Here is a 17,230-nt window from a genome sequence, read left to right as displayed (position 1 = left end):
TGCAAAGCAAGTTACTCTTCTTCGAAGGGATCCCATTCGTCCTCGACCTCTGGCAGGGCGTCTGCTTCGACCTCGGCGGCGAGGTCTTCGGCGGTGCGGATCTTGATGATCCTGGCCTTGGGGAAGCTGTCCAGAACGGCCTGCACGATCGGATGTTGACTGGCCTTGTCGCGCAGGGCGTTTTCCACTGCGTTGTCGCGTTCGGTGATCGTCTCACCGCCGCCTTCGTTTGCGATGGAAATGACCCAGCGTGCCTGCGTCCAGGTCTGCAGCTGCTGGCCAAGGCGTTGTGCCAGATCCTTGGGCGCGTCATCGGTGGGCTGGATGGTGATCCGCCCCGGCTGGTAGGAGACCAGCCTCAGGTAGGTTTTGACATATTCCAGCAGCAGGCCATCCCGGCGGACGCGAATCAGTTCAACGATATGTTCAAAGCTGGGGTATCGGGCCAGCGCCTGATCCATCTGCGGCGCAAGGGCAGTGGCCGGTCCGCCGCCCGTGGCGGAGATGGTCTGCGACATCGTCGGCCCGCTGCCAGGGCCGGGCTGATAGCCGGAGGCTGTCTGACCCATGTTGTGGCCGGAGTTTTGATTCTGGCCGGTGTTTTGGCCCGCATATTGCCCGGCATGGTGCCCCTGCGCGCCCGCCTGCGGCAGGGGGGCGCCATTGCCGGGGCCAGCTGGTGGCGGCGGGGTGTCCTGAAGCGTGCGCATCAGCTGTTCGGGGGTTGGCAAATCAGCCACATGAGTCAGACGGATCACGGCCATTTCGGCCGCCATCATCGCGTTGGGGGCGGCGGCAACCTCCTCCAGAGCCTTCAGAAGCATCTGCCACATCCGCGTCAGCACCCGCATCGGCAGGGCTTCGGCCATCTGGCCGCCACGGGCGCGCTCATCGGGGCTGACGGTGGGGTCTTCAGCCGCATCAGGCGTGATCTTCACCACAGAAACCCAATGGGTGATCTCCGCCAGATCGCGCAGCACCGCCAACGGGTCTGCGCCCTCGGCATATTGCGCACTGAGTTCCGTCAGTGCCGCCGCCGCATCGCCGCGCAGGATCATGTCCATCAGGTCCAAGACCCGGCCGCGGTCGGCAAGGCCCAGCATGGCGCGGACCTGATCGGCGGTGGTCTCGCCCGCGCCATGGGAAATCGCCTGATCCAGAAGCGAGGTCGCATCCCGGGCAGATCCTTCGGCGGCGCGAGTGATGAGCGCCAGCGCGTCGTCGGCAATCTGGGCGCCCTCAGCCGTTGCGATCTTGCGCAGGAGGGCAATCATCACCTCCGGCTCGATCCGGCGCAGGTCAAACCGCTGGCAGCGCGACAGCACCGTCACCGGCACCTTGCGGATTTCGGTGGTGGCGAAGATGAACTTCACATGCGCGGGCGGCTCCTCCAGCGTCTTCAAGAGCGCGTTGAACGCGCTGGTCGATAGCATGTGAACTTCGTCGATGATGTAGATCTTGTAGCGGGCCGAGGCGGCGCGGTACTGCACCGAGTCAATGATCTCGCGGATGTCTCCGACACCTGTGCGCGAGGCCGCGTCCATCTCCATCACATCGACATGGCGGCCTTCCATGATCGCCGTGCAATGCTCGCATTTGCCGCAAGGATCGGTGGTGGGGCCGCCCTGGCCATCCTCGCCGATGCAGTTCATGCCCTTGGCGATGATCCGGGCGGTTGTGGTTTTGCCGGTGCCGCGGATGCCTGTCATGATGAAGGCCTGGGCGATGCGATCGGCGGCAAAGGCGTTCTTCAGCGTCCGCACCATGGCGTCCTGACCCACCAGATCGGCAAAGGTCTCGGGCCGGTATTTGCGGGCCAGAACCTGGTATTGACCCGAGGTTTGGTCTGCTGTGTCGCCTGCTGTGTCGCTCATGATGTCTCGTGCCAGATTCGGGGGTCGGTCGTTGATGTCCGGGTAAAGTAGGCAAGCCCGCGCGTGGCGTCCACCGCTGATGGTGGTCGCGGCAGGATAAGCCGTGTGTGCCATCGGGCTTTCAGAAACCATTAGGTGCAGGGCCGACAGATCGCTACATTGGAGGATGTGATCGTCCGGGGGGATTGCTGGCGTAGGATCAGGCGGTGAATTGGCAGTGGGGGCTGACCATGGAGGATGGATCTCAACACGGTGACATCGAAGAGGAGCGGGCCGGGGGCACGCTGATCTTGCACGCGCTTTCGGTGGCGGATGGTATTCTGGCGCTATGCCCGCTGCCTGGTGCAGGGGGCGATTATCGTGGCGATATGGACCACATTCGAGAGTGGCAGCCCGGTTTGGTCATTTCGATGACCACGGAGGAGGAACATGCCGCAGTTGGTGCCGAGACGATCGGGACGGATCTGCAGAGTATCGGCAGCCGATGGATACATTTGCCCGTCCCTGATTTCAGTGCGCCGCCGCCGGAGATCCTGAGCCGTTGGCCGGAGGTCAGCCATCTGGCGCGCAAGGCGCTTGTTGGCGGTGGTCGGGTGCTGGTGCATTGCCGGGGTGGCTGTGGCCGGTCTGGCATGGTGGTGCTGCGGCTGATGACGGAATGCGGCGAGCGGCCGGATCTGGCGTTGGCACGGCTACGGGCCATTCGCCCCTGCGCAATCGAGACCGACGCTCAGATGATCTGGGCGTATGGCCCGAGGCGTATTCCCGGCAAAGGCTCCTGACAGCGGCTGTGTGAAAGGGGCCGGCGCAGGGAGATGCTCCCGCCCGGATATGACCTTCGGCAAGGTCATATCCCGTTGGGCGTGGCGCCGCGCAAGCGCGGCGTGCGGTCCTTTCAAAGCGGCGTTCAGCTGAAAGCTGCGAGCTGCGGAGGGGTGATTCGGGCCATCTGAGGTGCCAGCGGCACAGCCTGTGCCAAGCCGCAGGGGTAATCCGGCAGCTTGGCAAGGGGGAGGCTGTCAGCCGAGGGCAGAAAGAGGGCATCCGCGAAACGGTCAAGACCGGCCAGATCCGCCTCTTGCGAGACACCACAATAAATGCGGATGCGGTCATGTCTGGCGGCAAATCTCGCCTCGCAGGGCCGGTCGCAGGCGGTCAGCTCGCATGTCCCGGCAACTTCGAAATCCTCGGTTGTGACGGCTTTTGCCTGTCCCATGGCGGCGGCGAGGCGCGCAATCATGCGCTCTGCCGCCGGGCAGGGTTGCCCCAGATGCTGGCAGGTGCTCAGGGAATAGCCATGTGTCGTATCAGTCCAGTTCATTGCGCCCTCCGCGCGAAGGAGGGGATGAACGGTCAGAGCTGGCAGGCCAATCGGCGGACATGCAGACCCTGCCAGGACACCCCGCCCGGTTTCGAGTTTCTCATCAGATGGCAGGTCTCCTGACTCGCGGGTCGCGGCAACTTCGGGGCCTTCCCAACACCGTGGGATCCAACGGGATCCGTGGCATCAGTGGCATGGTCCGAGGTTGCTCACCGCTTACAGTTGCGGGGGCAGTCGCGGCATTGATCCGGTATGTCTACCATCTCGCACCGTGTTCCCTTTTCATCCTGATCGCGTGGCAGCGATGCAGGAACCATCTGCCACTAGGGCTAGCGGCTGGCGGGGCGAGTCGTCAAGCGCTACGTCAGGGGATGGGGTATTTCTTCGGCGTATTGTCTACCATATCGGGGCGGAGTGGCGCCCCGTGCCACTATATATAGCGGCAATGCCAGCGCCGTTTGGTGCGGCGGATCAGCGGCCAAACTGGCAAGAGGCAGCTAACTCTGCCGGGGGCGGCGACTGAATGACGGGGATGGTGGGAGGTGAGAGGTTGGACATCGACCCAAGCGGGGCTCGTTGTGGCTGCTTCCTTCCGGATCTGACCAGGTTGGCGAGGCGCTTGCCCGCGCCAACCTCTCACTGGTCGATATAGGAGGGCAGATCAGGAATGGCAAGCCCGTCTGACCGCAATAAGGCGCATGGCAGCGGGCGCATTCAGGCGGGGATCAGAGCTTGACACCGATCCGCAAAAATCCGTCGGCGGTTGTGCCGTACAAATTGTGGCGGGCCGGGTCGAGATCGGTGAGATATGTGCGGGCGCCGGGTCCGGTAAAGATCTCGACCTCGGTCGAGGGGTGACTGGACAGCCGCCAGGGGGGCGGCGCTTGTTCCAATGGATCGCGCATCAGGCGCCCGGCGACATAATCGCAAATCACGTCCCTGACCCGCAGGGGGGGCGTCGGCAGGCGGGTCGCGGCCTGGGCCATCGTGAAGTTGCCGCCGCCGCCAATGCGGTAACTGCTTACTGCTACGGCGAAATGTTGGTTCTCTGGTATTGGAGCCCCTTTCCAGCGCAGATTGCGGATTCGGTGATTGCTGGGGTCAATCAGCTCACCATCGCTGGCAAATCTGGCAGGTACGGAGACATCGATGTCGTATTGCAGCCCAAAGATGACATCAAAGTTGTGACCGGCCCGGTCCGTGTCCAACAGCGGGTCTCCAGAGGTGCCCGGCGCGATCTGATTGAAGAGACCCGCCGACATCTCCAGCCAATCGCGCAGCTGGGCACCATTCAGAACCACCGTGCGCAGCTCGTTCGGGAAGGGCTGGATGTCGACGACATGGCGCATGTACATCTGGCCGGCCGGTACATCTGTGTAGTTGGACGGACCTGACCGGGCGCCGAATTTGCCGGGAGCGGTCGCTGAGAGCAGTGGCAGGTTTCCGGCAACAGTATCTCGCAGGGCGGGGCGCACCGCAGCCGCCTGGGCCCAGGCCACCAGCGCGAGGGCCTGATCGCGACCAAGGAAGGTGAAATAAGAGTGCAGCGGTCTGCTGGTGCTGCCGACAGGCTGGGCCATCCGCCTGCGTGTCTCTGCGTGGTCTTCTGCGAGGGCGTCGACCATGACGGGGTCTTCGGCCACCAGGGGAACGAGCATGCCACCCGCGCCGGCGATGGTCTTGCGCCGGGCGATAGGGCGCAATCTGCAGGTGGTTTTGGTCACGGTCCAGCGGCCCGATTGCAGCTGGACGTGCAGGTCGATCACGCCGAGGTGTGAGCCATGGGCACCCGGCATCACCACAGGTGCGGATACGGGGTGGCGCGGATCCGGCAGGGTCAGATGAGTGTGACCTCCGATGATGGCGTCCAGAACGCCAAGATCTGCAAGCGGGTGGAGTGCGTTCTCAATGCCGTATCCGGTAGTTTGCTCTCCGATACCGGTATGGGCCAGCGCGATGACGATATCGCAGCCCCTGGCGCGCAACGCGTCGGCCTGCCGGGCGGCACATTGCACCATGTCGTCGATGGTGACGCGACCCTGCAGTTGATGCGCGGCCCATTTCAGGGTTTGCATCGGCAGAACCGAGAGCACGCCGATCCGAAGCGGCAGATCCTCCGAACCGGGGAAAACGCGTTCGAGCACTGCGGACTGGCAAAAAGGCAAGGAAACCTGCGGATCCACCAGCTGCATATTTGAGCAGATGACGGGGCAGGAGATCTGCAGCAAGGCCTGCCTGAGCTGATCCAGGCCGAAATCGAAATCATGGTTGCCGAGCCCGATCGCATCGTAGCCGAGTAGGTCGAACGCGCGGGCAACCGGGGCCGGGCGGGTCTCGCTGAGCTGCATCGGGCGCTCTGCTATCGGGGTGCCGAAGATGCTGTCGCCATTGTCGACAAGCAGTGTCGCGGCGCCTTTGGCAGCGGCTTCCTCGCGCGCCTCAGCGATCAGTGTGGCAACACGAGAGAGCCCCAGGCTTGGGTCGGGGCGATCAGAATAATAGTCGTGACTCAAAAGATTAGCATGCAGATCCGTGGTCGCCAGAATGCGCAGGGATCCGACCTTTTCGTCTTCGGTTTGATCCGATCCTGTCATATTGCGTTTCTTAGCGGTCTCACGGCGAACCCCGGGGTGGCATTGATTGCCAATTTATTAACAAGCCTGTTTGCCTGTTTGAAGCAATCAAATGTGACGCCCGAAAGTCGCTTGTTGCCGAAAATTCTAATCAATCGCGTTGCTTTCCACTTGAGATGCTGCGGAATTACGGTTTTCACCTGTTGCGAGGGGTCAGGATATTTCTAGATCACTGTGGCGCAGAGGAAACAGCTTATCATCTCATAGATGTATTTCTCTGCCAGATTCAGGTGCTGCGACACATCAGTGCGCAGACGTAGCAGCGGGGCAGCGCGATGCGACAGGCGGAACAAGTGACATTTGGTGGCAGCGGTCTGGACCGGGCCGCACAGCTCCGGGATGATCCGGCGGCCCTGACAACACGCTGGCAGAGCGAAAATTGCCGTATCCTTTTGATTTGGAGAGGGAAACCGCTATGTACGCTACCCGAGGCGGGAGTGGAGAGCGGCGCTGTGCCGGATGCTCTGGCTTGGATCGGGTCGGATCATCCCCTGGCGACGGCAGGTGTGGGGCAGGCGGTCTTCCTGGGATGCTGTGCTGCTGGTTTGGCACGGTTCTCGCTTGATATCAGTGGGTGGCAGCCAGACAATCATGACGAGAGCGCGCTGCGCAGCTTTGTCGACAACAGTGAACAGCGGCACCCGGATTTGCCCACTGACACGGGGTTTGTGGAGCTGCGCCGCATCATGGCACAACTCAGTCGCGAGGATGCCGAACTGGCAGCGATGGCACGGGCGGTGTTCGGCTGGCATCACAGCCATGGGTTCTGCGCCTGTTGTGGCGCGAAGAGCAATATGGCGCAGGCTGGCTGGCAGCGGCTTTGTCCCAGTTGCGGTGCGGCCCATTTTCCGCGTACCGACCCGGTGGTCATCATGCTGATCACCCATGGTGATGCCGTTCTGGTTGGTCGCTCGCCGGGGTGGCCGGAGCGGATGTATTCGCTGCTGGCCGGTTTCGTGGAGCCGGGAGAAACGCTGGAAGCAGCCGTGAGACGCGAGACGGAAGAGGAAACAGGGGTGAAGGTCGGCGCCGTCAGCTACCTGTCCAGCCAGCCCTGGCCGTTTCCTATGTCGTTGATGTTTGGCTGTGCGGGCGAGGCTCTTGGGCGGGAGATCACCATCGACCCGAAAGAAATCGAAGCGGCGCGCTGGGTTTCGCGGCAGGAGATGATGACGGTTTTTGAAGGGGGCCATCCTGAAATTCGCAGACCGCGCAACGGCGCAATTGCACATTTCCTTTTGCAGAACTGGCTTGCAGATACACTGGATTGAGACGAATAGTAGAATTCAGCTCAAGACTGCCATTGGATCTTGCAGATCCGCCGTAACGACAGGATGCCCATGGATTTCTCCAGCAAAGAAGACATCGACGCACCTATCGCCGAAGTCTTTCGGTCGATTTCTGATTTCGAGAGCATGGAGCGGATGGCGTTGCGTCGGGGTGTCGATGTGCAGCGCCTGGGAGATGCACAGCATCCGGAGAACGGGCTGGCCTGGGACATCGAATTTCAGTTCCGCGGAAAGAAGCGCAATCTGCATCTGTCGCTTAGCACCTACGAGCCGGTAACTCAGATGATTCTGAGCGGCACGGGTAGCGGGATGGATGGCACGATGGATATTGAGCTGCTGGCCCTGTCGCCCCAGCGCACCCGGCTTTCCGTGACCCTGACGCTGACACCGAAGACACTGTCAGGGCGTTTGATGGTTCAGTCGCTGAAACTGGCCAAAACCAAACTCAAGCGTGGTTTCAAGAAGCGGGTGTCCGAGTTCGCCAAGCAGACGGAAGAGCGCGTCAATCGTTCAGCCTGAGCATGGCCCGCGGGCCAACCGGCTGCTGGGTTGGATTCGGGATGACCGATCCGGGGCCGGTAGCTGAGGCCGCCATCGACGCGTTAGCCGCGACGACACCGGTCAGAATCGGTCGTCATTGGCCGGGTAGACACCCAGTATTTCAATGTTGGTGGTGAAATAGGCCAGCTCGTCCATGGCGAGCTGCACATTTGGATCGTCGGGATGACCGTCGATATCTGCATAGAACTGGGTCGCTGTGAAGGACCCGTCGACCATGTAGCTCTCCAGCTTGGTCATGTTGATACCGTTGGTCGCGAATCCGCCCATCGCCTTGTAGAGAGCTGCCGGGATGTTGCGGACCTGAAAGACAAAGCTGGTGATCATGCCGTGGTTGCCACGGCGCTCCAGATTCGGCTCACGCGACATGGTCAGGAAGCGCGTGGTATTGTTGCCATGATCCTCGATATGGCGTGCCAGCACCTCAAGGCCGTAGATCTCTCCGGCCAATTCGCTGGCCAGCGCCGCATGGCTCTTGTCGCCTTGTTCAGCGACATCGCGCGCGGCGCGGGCGTTGTCCGGGCTGACGCGGCCGCGAATGTTGTTTTCGCTGAGGAAACGCGCGCATTGCGGGAGCAGCACCAGATGCGAATGAGCGTCCTTGATATCCTCAAGCCGCGCACCAGGAACGCCAAGAAGATTGATATGCACCCGCACAAAGGCCTCATCAATGATGTGCAAACCGCTGTGGGGCAGCAGGCGGTGGATATCCGCAACGCGCCCGTAGGTGGAGTTCTCCACCGGCAGCATCGCCAATTCGGCTTCGCCGTTGCGGACAGCGTCAATGGCATCCTCGAAGTTGCGACAAGGCAGCACGTCCATGTCGGGGCGCTCCTTGCGGCAGGCTTCGTGGCTGTAGGAGCCAAGCTCCCCCTGAATGGCAATTCTATGGGTCATAACTGCGACATCCGTGCAAAACTTCAAAAACGGGCGTTTCGTCGCGCTGTCTATACCTTGCCACTTGAGAGGGGAAGCCTTAGACACCCTCCCAGACAGCTGAAATGGACTCGCGATCATGTTTGACACGATGACCCTTACCAAAGCGACCGCAGGCTTTTGCGGCGCTTTCCTCGTGCTCCTGCTAGGCAAATGGGCCGCAGAGGGGCTCTATCACACCGAAGCTCATGGCGAGGCTTCCTATGTGATCGAAGTGGAAGAGGCAGGTGCGGAAGAAGTAGTTGAAGTCGTCGACTTCGGCGAACTGATGGCCGCAGCAGATGTTGGCAAAGGTGCCAATGTCTTCAAGAAATGCTCCGCCTGCCACAAACTCGAAGCTGGTGCCAATAGCACCGGTCCTTACCTCTACGGAGTCGTTGGTCGCCCGATTGCTGCCGCAGATGGCTTTGGCTATTCCGCGTCGCTGGCCGGGATGGGCGGCGAATGGACAGCTGAAGAGCTCGATGCCTTCCTGACCAAGCCATCGCAATATGCGCCGGGCACTACCATGAGCTTCAGTGGCCTGAAAAAACAGAGCGATCGGGTGAACCTGATTGCCTATCTGGACAGCCTCGACAACTGATTTCAGTTGCCTTTGCCCATGATCAAAAGACCGCGCCAGTTGGTGCGGTCTTTTTGCTTTCGGGGTGTGCTGGCGCGGATTTGATGTCTAGGCAGGCGGGTTCATGCCCTGACATCGGTTGACACACGGGAAATTCAGCCAATCTGAACTTGAATGTAGGGGGTCGGCCCGCTTAGCTTTGGGACAGCGAATGATCCTGGCAGCGAAGGCCGGACAATGGAGGTATTGGCAGATGAAGACGCCCACCACACCGCGTCGTGCCGTTTTGGCCCGAGCGATTGATCCGCAACCGCTTTTTCGGGCCGTGATGACAGGGTTTGCCGCATTTGCGATGCTGGCACTGGCCGTCACCCTGGGACATGCCGAAGACAAGGTAATCAAAAGCCACGGGTTCACCGAATTTGGAGAGTTGAAATATCCTGAAGGCTTTGAACATTTCGACTACGTCAATCCAAAGGCGCCCAAAGGGGGCGAACTGTCTCTGTCGGCGGTGGGCACCTTTGACAGCATGAACCCCTATACCCGCAAGGGTCGGGGCGGCGCGATGTCGGCGGACCATTTTGAATCGCTGATGATTGGATCCTATGACGAGCCGGGATCCTACTATGGGCTGCTGGCCGAAAGCCTTGAGTATCCCGAAAGCCAGGATTGGGTGATTTTCAACATGCGCCCCGAAGCGCGGTTTTCGGATGGAACCCCTGTCACAGCTGAGGATGTGGTGTTTTCCCACAACCTGCTGCTGGAGCAGGGATTGCAGTCCTATGCGGAGGCGGTGAAGAAACGCATCCCCAAGGCCGAGGTTCTTGGCCCGCATCGGGTAAAATTCTACTTTTCGCCGGATTTCCCGCGCCGGGCGATGATCACGCAGGTCGGCGGCACCTCGGTGTTCTCCAAGGCATGGTTCGAGGCAGACCCGGAGAACCGCCGCCTGGATGAGCCGCGCCTGGATCCTGGCATCGGATCAGGTCCCTATGTGGTGGAAACGGTCGATGTGAACCAGCGCATCATCTACAAACGCAACCCCGACTATTGGGGTAACGACGTCAACGTGAACGTCGGGCGTCACAACTATGACCGCATCCGCATCGAGTACTTTGGCGACAGCGTTGCCGCGATGGAAGGGTTCAAGGCAGGCATTTACACCATGCGGCCAGAAAACAGCTCCAAGAGCTGGGCAACGTCGTATGAGTTCGATGCGGTCAAGGAGGGGGATGTGGTGAAGGGGGAATTCCCGGATGGCAATGTCCCGGCCGCCAGTGGGTTTGTGATGAACCTCCTGCGCCCTAAATTCCAAGATCCGCGCGTGCGTGAGGCGGTTCAGCTTGGCTATAATTTCGAATGGACCAATGACAGCCTGCAATATGGGCTGTTCGCGCAGCGCCATTCCTTCTGGCAAGACACAGCGCTGGAAGCCAAGGGCCTGCCCGAGGGGCGCGAACTGGAGGTGCTGAAGGATCTGGGCGATCTCATTGATCCAGCGCTGCTGACCAGCGAGCCGGTGATGGCTCATAGCTCCAACCCGGATCGTCCGGCGGATCGGCGTAACCTGCGTCGGGCCATGAAGCTGCTGGATGAGGCGGGATGGACTGTTGGCAACGACGGTCTGCGTCGCAACGCCGAAGGAGAGCTGCTGAAGCTGGAGTTCCTGATCGATTCGCCGACGATTGAACGGATCGTGCAGCCCTATATCGCCAATCTACGCCAGATAGGGATCGACGCGATTTCCAACCGGGTCGATTTTGCGCAATATACCAGCCGCCGTCGTGAAAAAGACTTCGACATGATTACCTACGCCTACCCGAAATATCTGCAACCTTCGACCGGGCTCTATCAGCAGTTTGGGTCTGACGCGCACGAGTTTTCGGTGTTCAACCCGGCTGGAATGGCGGACCCAGCAGTTGATACGCTGATCGGCGCGATCGTGAAGGCGGAAGAACAGGAAGAACTATATGCCAATGTGCGTGCCCTAGATCGCGTCCTGCGCGCCAAGCGGTTCATGGTGCCGACCTGGTATCTGGATGTGAACTGGGTGGCCTATTGGAATTTCTATGAGCAGCCAGAGACCCTGCCGCTGTTCGATCTGGGGTTGAGTGATGTCTGGTGGGTCAACGCCGAGAAAGAAGCGGCATTGAAATCCTCCGGCGCGTTGAGGTAAGCGCCTGACATGGCAGCCTATATCCTTAGACGTTTTCTTCTGGTGATCCCGACCCTGTTCGGGATCCTCGTTATCAATTTTGCTCTGGTGCAATTTGTGCCGGGGGGGCCGGTTGAGCAGATGATCGCACAGCTGGAAGGCGGCGGTGACGTCTTTGAAGGCTTCGCCGGGGGCGGCGGGGATGCGGGCAGTGAGGCCGTTGCCGCCAATGACAACTACGCTGGCCGACAGGGGCTGCCGCCGGAGCTGATCGCAGAGCTGGAACGGCAGTATGGGCTGGACAAGCCGCCGTTGGAGCGGTTCCTCCTGATGGTCGGCAACTACATGCGCTTTGACTTTGGGGAGAGCTACTTTCGCAAGATTGATGTGATGGATCTGGTGCTGGAGAAAATGCCGGTGTCGATCTCCCTGGGGCTCTGGTCGACGCTGATCGCCTATCTGATTTCGATCCCGCTGGGCATCCGCAAGGCGTTGCGCGATGGCAGCCGGTTTGACACCTGGACCAGCGGTCTGATCATCGCAGCCTATGCGATCCCCGGCTTTCTGTTTGCGATTCTGCTGCTGGTGCTGTTTGCCGGCGGCTCTTACTGGCAGATCTTTCCACTGCGGGGGCTGACCTCCGACAATTGGGAGAGTCTCAGCCTGTTTGGCAAGGTGGCGGATTATTTCTGGCACATCACGCTGCCGGTAGTCGCCTCGACCATATCCGCCTTCGCCACGCTGACGCTGCTGACGAAGAACTCCTTTCTGGATGAGATCAAGAAGCAATATGTCATGACGGCACGGGCCAAGGGGCTGAGCGAGCGGCGCGTGCTCTACGGCCATGTCTTCCGCAATGCGATGCTGATCGTGATCGCGGGTTTTCCGGCAGTCTTCATCGGTGTGTTCTTCTCCGGCAGCCTGATCATCGAAACGATCTTCTCGCTCGATGGTCTGGGGCGGCTGGGGTTCGAGGCGGCCGTGGCGCGCGACTATCCGGTGATCTTTGGCACGCTGTTCATCTTTGGTTTGATGAGCCTTGTTGTCGGCATTATCTCCGACCTCATGTATGTGATCGTCGATCCGCGTATCGACTTTGAAAAGAGAGAGGGCTGACAGATGGCTTTGTCTCCGCTCAACCAGCGCCGCTGGAACAATTTCTGCCGCAATCGCCGGGCTTTCTGGTCGCTGTGGATCTTCTCGGTCCTGTTTGGCATTTCGCTCTTTGCCGAGTTCATCGCCAACGACAAACCGATGCTGGTCAACTACCGCGGTTCGTATTTCACCCCGGTGTTCAATTTCTACCCGGAGACAGTCTTTGGTGGCGATTTCCAGACCGAGGCGGCGTACCGCGACCCTGAGGTTCGGTGTCTGATTGCCTCCGGCGGGATCGAAGACTGCTTTGACGACCCCGAAACTATTCTGGAAGAGATCGAGGCCGGTACATTTTCAGCAGACGGGTTCGTAGAAGGATGGGCCATCTGGCCGTTGATTCCCTATTCGTTTAACACCACGGTCGACCGGCCCGGTGCGGCACCGCTGCCACCGAATGGAGAGAACCTGCTGGGCACCGATGACACCAAACGGGATGTGCTGGCGCGGGTCATTCATGGTTTCCGTCTGTCGATCCTGTTTACCCTGATGGTCACCGGTGCAGCAACATTGGTCGGTATTGCTGCGGGTGCGGTTCAGGGGTTCTTTGGCGGATGGCTGGACCTGATCTTTCAGCGCGTGATCGAGATCTGGGGATCCATCCCGCAACTCTATGTCATCATCATCATGTTTGCGATCCTTGGGCGCAGCTTCTGGCTGTTGGTGGTGTTGATGATCCTGTTCAGCTGGACCGCCCTTGTGAGCGTGGTGCGGGCCGAGTTCCTGCGCGCGCGAAATCTGGAATACGTCCGCGCTGCCAAGGCGCTCGGGGTCGGGAACATGACCATCATGTTCCGCCATATGCTGCCCAATGCGATGGTGGCGACGCTGACGTTTCTGCCTTTCATCGTGACGGGCACAATTGGCACGCTTGCAGGGCTGGACTTCCTCGGCTTTGGCCTGCCGTCCTCGGCGCCCTCGCTGGGCGAGCTGACCTTGCAGGCAAAACAGAACCTGGAGGCGCCCTGGCTTGCTTTCACCGCGTTTTTCACCTTTGCCATCATGCTGTCGCTGCTGGTCTTCATCTTTGAAGGGGTGCGCGATGCCTTTGACCCGAGAAAGACCTTCTCATGACCGGTTCAGGCTCTAATCCGCAGAATAGAGGCGTCGCGGCCTCCTGTTCGCCGCCGTGCGATGGTGCGACCCGCAAATGCTCCAACCCATGGGCAATCCGATGACAACACGCGATCAAACTTCGCCGCTATTGAACGTCGAGAACCTGCGCGTGTCTTTCCGCCAGGACGGCAAGGTGACCGAGGCCGTGCGCGGTGTGTCCTTCTCTGTTGGTCGCGGCGAAACAGTCGCGCTGGTGGGTGAGAGCGGGTCCGGGAAGTCGGTGACTGCGCTGTCCACCGTGTCATTGCTGGGGGACAGCGCCACTGTCAGCGGGTCTGTCACCTACGACGGAAAGGAAATGGTCGGCGCCAGTGACCGCCGCCTTCGGCAGGTGCGCGGCAACGATATCAGCTTCATCTTTCAGGAGCCGATGACCTCGCTCAACCCGCTGCACACGATCGAGAAACAGCTGGCCGAGTCGCTGGCACTGCATCAGGGGCTGGCGGGCGCTGCGGCGCGGAACCGGATTTTGGACCTGCTGAACCGGGTTGGTATCCGCGACGCTGAAACCCGTCTCGATGCCTATCCGCATCAATTGTCGGGTGGTCAGCGCCAGCGGGTGATGATCGCGATGGCCCTGGCCAACCAGCCCGATATCCTGATCGCGGATGAACCCACCACCGCACTGGATGTCACGATCCAAGCCCAGATCCTTGAACTGCTCGCGGACCTGAAGGCCAGCGAGGGCATGGGGCTGCTGTTCATTACCCACGACCTGAGCATTGTGCGCCGGATCGCGGATCGTGTCTGTGTCATGCAGGCCGGAGTAATTGTCGAGACCGGACCGACAGCTGAGATTTTCGCCAATCCGCAGCATCCCTATACCCGCAAACTGCTGGATGCCGAACCCACAGGCCAGCCGGAACCGGTGCCTCGGGCTGCTGAAGAGTTGGTTCGGACCGAGGATCTGAAGGTCTGGTTCCCCATCCAGAAAGGCTTGCTGAAACGTACCGTCGGCCATGTGAAGGCTGTGAACCCGACATCGCTTTCGGTGCGGGCGGGCGAAACGCTGGGCATCGTCGGCGAAAGCGGCAGCGGCAAGACAACGCTGGCTCTTGCCATCATGCGGCTGATTGCGTCGGACGGGCGTGTGGAATTCCAGGGACAGGATCTGCGCCAATGGTCTACGAGGGATCTGCGGCGGCTGCGTGCCGATATGCAGATCGTGTTTCAGGATCCTTTTGGCTCGCTCAGCCCGCGTATGACCTGCGCGCAGATCATTGCCGAAGGTCTGGCCATCCACAATGTCGATCAGGATCGGGATCCTCGGGATCTGGTGGCTGAGGTCATGACGGAGGTTGGTCTCGATCCGGCCTTTATGGATCGTTATCCGCATGAGTTTTCCGGCGGCCAGCGGCAGCGGATCGCCATTGCGCGAGCCATGGTGCTGCGGCCGAAACTGGTCGTGCTGGACGAACCCACATCGGCGCTGGACATGACGGTACAGGTTCAGATCGTCAACCTGCTGCGCGACCTGCAAAAGCGCTACGGGCTGGCCTATCTGTTCATCTCCCATGACCTGAACGTCGTGCGCGCGATGTCGCACAAGATGATCGTGATGAAGCAGGGCGATGTGGTGGAGGCGGGATCCGCTGCGGAGCTCTTTGCCAACCCGTCGGATCCTTATACGCGGCAGTTGCTCGCTGCGGCTGGATGAGGGCTTGTTTCCGCGGATAGGCCGGATCCTGAGCTTTGGTTCCGATGGTATGGGGGTCGCGACAGTTTGGCAGATCCGGCTTGCTGAAACGGCTGAGGCTGTCGCCGGCGCCTAACCTGCTGAGATAGCTAACAAGAGTGCCCTGCATGCGTTATTTGGTGGGGCGGCCGTCCGGTGGGTTGGCCCATCATGCCAACAAACGCGGCGTCGCCAATTGTGATTTGCGCGGCACATGTTTAAGTTGGTGGTTGCAGGTTGGCTTTGGCCTTGGCGCAGATCAAATCGGATCAATCATGAACGCTCCTACCATTCACAATGTGAACTGCGGCGATTGCCCCATTCGTCACCGCGCTGTTTGTGCGCGCTGTGATGCGGATGAATTGGAAGTCCTGGATTCGATCAAATACTACCGCACATATGAGGCCGGTCAGCCGATCACCTGGTCCGGCGACCGGATGGATTTCGTAGGGTCGGTTGTGTCCGGCATCGCGACCCTGACGCAGACGATGGAAGATGGCCGCACCCAGATGGTCGGCCTGCTCTTGCCCAGCGATTTTGTCGGGCGACCGGGGCGCGATACGGCTGCCTATAATGTCGTGGCGACATCCACGGTGGTCATGTGCTGTTTTCGCAAGAAACCGTTTGAGGACATGATGTCCCAGACGCCGCATGTGGCGCATCGGTTGCTTGAGATGACGCTGGACGAACTGGACGCGGCGCGGGAATGGATGCTGGTTCTGGGACGCAAGACAGCGCGCGAAAAAATCGCCAGCCTTCTGTCCATTCTGGCCCGGCGCGATGCGTCCCTACAGCGCCACAAGGACAGCAATCGGCGGGTATTCGATCTGCCGCTCACCCGGGAAGCAATGGCTGACTATCTGGGGCTGACGCTGGAGACAGTCAGCCGACAGGTCTCAGCCCTGCGTAGGGATGGTGTCATTGAACTGGAAGGCAAACGGCATGTGACCGTGCCTGACATGGGCCGCCTGATGGAAGAAGCCGGCGACGACAGCGACGGGGGCTGTCTGATCTGACTTTCCGATAGAGCGCATGAGCAAGGGGCCAGCAACCGCGGCCCCTTTTTTTTTGGACCGCGGCTAATGCGCCATCAGAACCGGGACTTTGGCCTTCTCAAGCATGTTGCGGGTCGCACCGCCCAGGATTGCCTCGCGGAACCGGGAATGGCCGTAGGCGCCCATTACGATCAGATCGGCAGCCGTATCCACGGCGTGGCGGTTCAGCACATCGGAGACCCGGGTCATTGTTTTGCTCAGTACGTCGATCTCACATTTGACCCCGTGGCGTGACAGCATCTGGCAGAGCATTCCACCTGGATCGGAACGTTCTGGACCGTGCTGCGGCGGATCAATCACCACCACACGCACCACATCCGCTGCCTGAAGCATCGGCAGCGCCTTGCGAATGGCGGTCATCGCTTCGATGCTTTCGTTCCAGGCAACCAGAACGGTTTTGGGTTGGTCGGGCAGTGGGCAGTCATCGGGAACCACCAGCACCGGCGCGCGGCCTTCGAATAGGGCGGCCTCGACGATGGCCTCCGCTTCGGCGGGGCGATCCTTGCCATAGGGCTGGTCCAAAACGACAAGATCAGAGAACCGCGCCATTCGTGCAACATGACGGCCGATATCGGCCATTTGCGCGACACCGGTCTCGACGTTGAAAGTCACGGCGGATCGCGTCAGCCGCTCGGTGGCGGCGGTTTCGATCTCGGCGACCTCCTCTTTGGCGCGGGCAAGGGTCTCCTGCAGTACCATCGCGTTGGCACCGGCGTAGTAGTACCCGGTCTGGGTGCGATCCACCCCCAGGCACAGGGCATCCAGATGGCCGTCGCTCAGGCGGGTCAGCGAGATGGATTGCTCCAGCTGGGCTCCGGTGTTTGCGGGTGTGGTCAGCACAGTCAGTAGTGTTTTGTAGGACATATTAACCTCACATGAGTATGAGCGACCGCAACAAACTTGT

Annotated in this window: 14 protein-coding genes, 1 other RNA gene and 1 riboswitch; of the genes, 9 read left to right on the top strand and 6 right to left on the bottom strand. The window is 60.5% G+C overall.

Features of this window, described 5'->3' with window-relative positions:
- Nucleotides 1–11: 11 nt before the first annotated feature.
- The gene (locus VWZ85_RS09580) at nt 12–1,874 is read right to left on the bottom strand and encodes a DNA polymerase III subunit gamma/tau (RefSeq protein ID WP_416588041.1); all 1,863 of its coding nucleotides are present in this window, start codon (nt 1,872–1,874) and stop codon (nt 12–14) included.
- A 230-nt stretch (nt 1,875–2,104) separates the two neighbouring features.
- On the opposite strand from VWZ85_RS09580, the gene VWZ85_RS09575 reads away from it, so the two are divergent.
- The gene (locus tag VWZ85_RS09575; protein WP_340546844.1) at nt 2,105–2,656 is read left to right on the top strand and encodes a protein-tyrosine phosphatase family protein; all 552 of its coding nucleotides are present in this window, start codon (nt 2,105–2,107) and stop codon (nt 2,654–2,656) included.
- A gap of 125 nt (nt 2,657–2,781) precedes the next feature.
- On the opposite strand, the gene VWZ85_RS09570 is transcribed toward VWZ85_RS09575, so the two are convergent.
- The 3 genes from VWZ85_RS09570 to VWZ85_RS09560 all read right to left on the bottom strand — a co-directional run bounded on the left by VWZ85_RS09570 (nt 2,782) and on the right by VWZ85_RS09560 (nt 5,789).
- Complete coding sequence (locus VWZ85_RS09570; RefSeq protein WP_416543228.1) at nt 2,782–3,195, bottom strand: hypothetical protein; 414 nt, start codon at nt 3,193–3,195, stop codon at nt 2,782–2,784.
- 91 nt (nt 3,196–3,286) lie between these two features.
- A riboswitch (cobalamin riboswitch) is annotated at nt 3,287–3,528 on the bottom strand.
- Nucleotides 3,529–3,735: 207 nt separating this feature from the next.
- An RNA gene (gene ffs, locus VWZ85_RS09565) (signal recognition particle sRNA small type) lies at nt 3,736–3,834 on the bottom strand.
- An 86-nt stretch (nt 3,835–3,920) separates the two neighbouring features.
- Nucleotides 3,921–5,789, bottom strand: a complete 1,869-nt coding sequence (locus VWZ85_RS09560) for a 5'-nucleotidase C-terminal domain-containing protein (RefSeq protein WP_416588039.1) — start codon at nt 5,787–5,789, stop codon at nt 3,921–3,923.
- A gap of 314 nt (nt 5,790–6,103) precedes the next feature.
- Here VWZ85_RS09560 and nudC point away from each other — a divergent pair, with 314 nt between their 5' ends.
- On the top strand, nt 6,104–7,099 hold the full coding sequence (nudC, locus tag VWZ85_RS09555) for an NAD(+) diphosphatase (protein ID WP_416588037.1): 996 nt from the start codon (nt 6,104–6,106) through the stop codon (nt 7,097–7,099).
- 69 nt (nt 7,100–7,168) lie between these two features.
- Nucleotides 7,169–7,636 carry an SRPBCC family protein gene (locus VWZ85_RS09550; RefSeq protein WP_340546709.1) on the top strand — a complete coding sequence of 156 codons (468 nt, stop codon included), beginning with the start codon at nt 7,169–7,171 and terminating at the stop codon, nt 7,634–7,636.
- A 102-nt stretch (nt 7,637–7,738) separates the two neighbouring features.
- On the opposite strand, the gene VWZ85_RS09545 is transcribed toward VWZ85_RS09550, so the two are convergent.
- Nucleotides 7,739–8,572 (bottom strand): prephenate dehydratase, encoded by an 834-nt coding sequence (locus VWZ85_RS09545; protein WP_340546710.1) that lies wholly within the window; start codon nt 8,570–8,572, stop codon nt 7,739–7,741.
- Between the two features lie 118 nt (nt 8,573–8,690).
- Here VWZ85_RS09545 and VWZ85_RS09540 point away from each other — a divergent pair, with 118 nt between their 5' ends.
- The 6 genes from VWZ85_RS09540 to fnrL all read left to right on the top strand — a co-directional run bounded on the left by VWZ85_RS09540 (nt 8,691) and on the right by fnrL (nt 16,287).
- Nucleotides 8,691–9,194: a c-type cytochrome gene (locus VWZ85_RS09540; protein ID WP_340546711.1), complete on the top strand. Its 504-nt coding sequence runs from the start codon at nt 8,691–8,693 to the stop codon at nt 9,192–9,194.
- 232 nt (nt 9,195–9,426) lie between these two features.
- Complete coding sequence (locus VWZ85_RS09535; protein ID WP_416588035.1) at nt 9,427–11,349, top strand: extracellular solute-binding protein; 1,923 nt, start codon at nt 9,427–9,429, stop codon at nt 11,347–11,349.
- A 9-nt stretch (nt 11,350–11,358) separates the two neighbouring features.
- Complete coding sequence (locus VWZ85_RS09530) at nt 11,359–12,444, top strand: microcin C ABC transporter permease YejB (RefSeq protein ID WP_340546713.1); 1,086 nt, start codon at nt 11,359–11,361, stop codon at nt 12,442–12,444.
- A 3-nt stretch (nt 12,445–12,447) separates the two neighbouring features.
- Complete coding sequence (locus VWZ85_RS09525) at nt 12,448–13,554, top strand: ABC transporter permease (protein WP_340546714.1); 1,107 nt, start codon at nt 12,448–12,450, stop codon at nt 13,552–13,554.
- An 88-nt stretch (nt 13,555–13,642) separates the two neighbouring features.
- Nucleotides 13,643–15,253, top strand: coding sequence for an ABC transporter ATP-binding protein (locus VWZ85_RS09520; RefSeq protein WP_416588071.1), 1,611 nt, complete (start codon nt 13,643–13,645; stop codon nt 15,251–15,253).
- Nucleotides 15,254–15,546: 293 nt separating this feature from the next.
- Complete coding sequence (gene fnrL, locus VWZ85_RS09515) at nt 15,547–16,287, top strand: transcriptional regulator FnrL (RefSeq protein ID WP_340546715.1); 741 nt, start codon at nt 15,547–15,549, stop codon at nt 16,285–16,287.
- Nucleotides 16,288–16,350: 63 nt separating this feature from the next.
- Here the strand turns inward: fnrL and VWZ85_RS09510 are convergent, their stop codons facing one another.
- Nucleotides 16,351–17,190: a universal stress protein gene (locus tag VWZ85_RS09510; protein ID WP_416588032.1), complete on the bottom strand. Its 840-nt coding sequence runs from the start codon at nt 17,188–17,190 to the stop codon at nt 16,351–16,353.
- Nucleotides 17,191–17,230: the final 40 nt, after the last annotated feature.

It is taken from the genome of Phaeobacter sp. JH20_29, assembly GCF_048056175.1.
GTDB classification, from domain to species: domain Bacteria; phylum Pseudomonadota; class Alphaproteobacteria; order Rhodobacterales; family Rhodobacteraceae; genus Phaeobacter; species Phaeobacter bryozoorum.
Note: the sequence above shows the minus strand (reverse complement) of the source record. Positions and strands in the feature narration are given on the sequence as shown.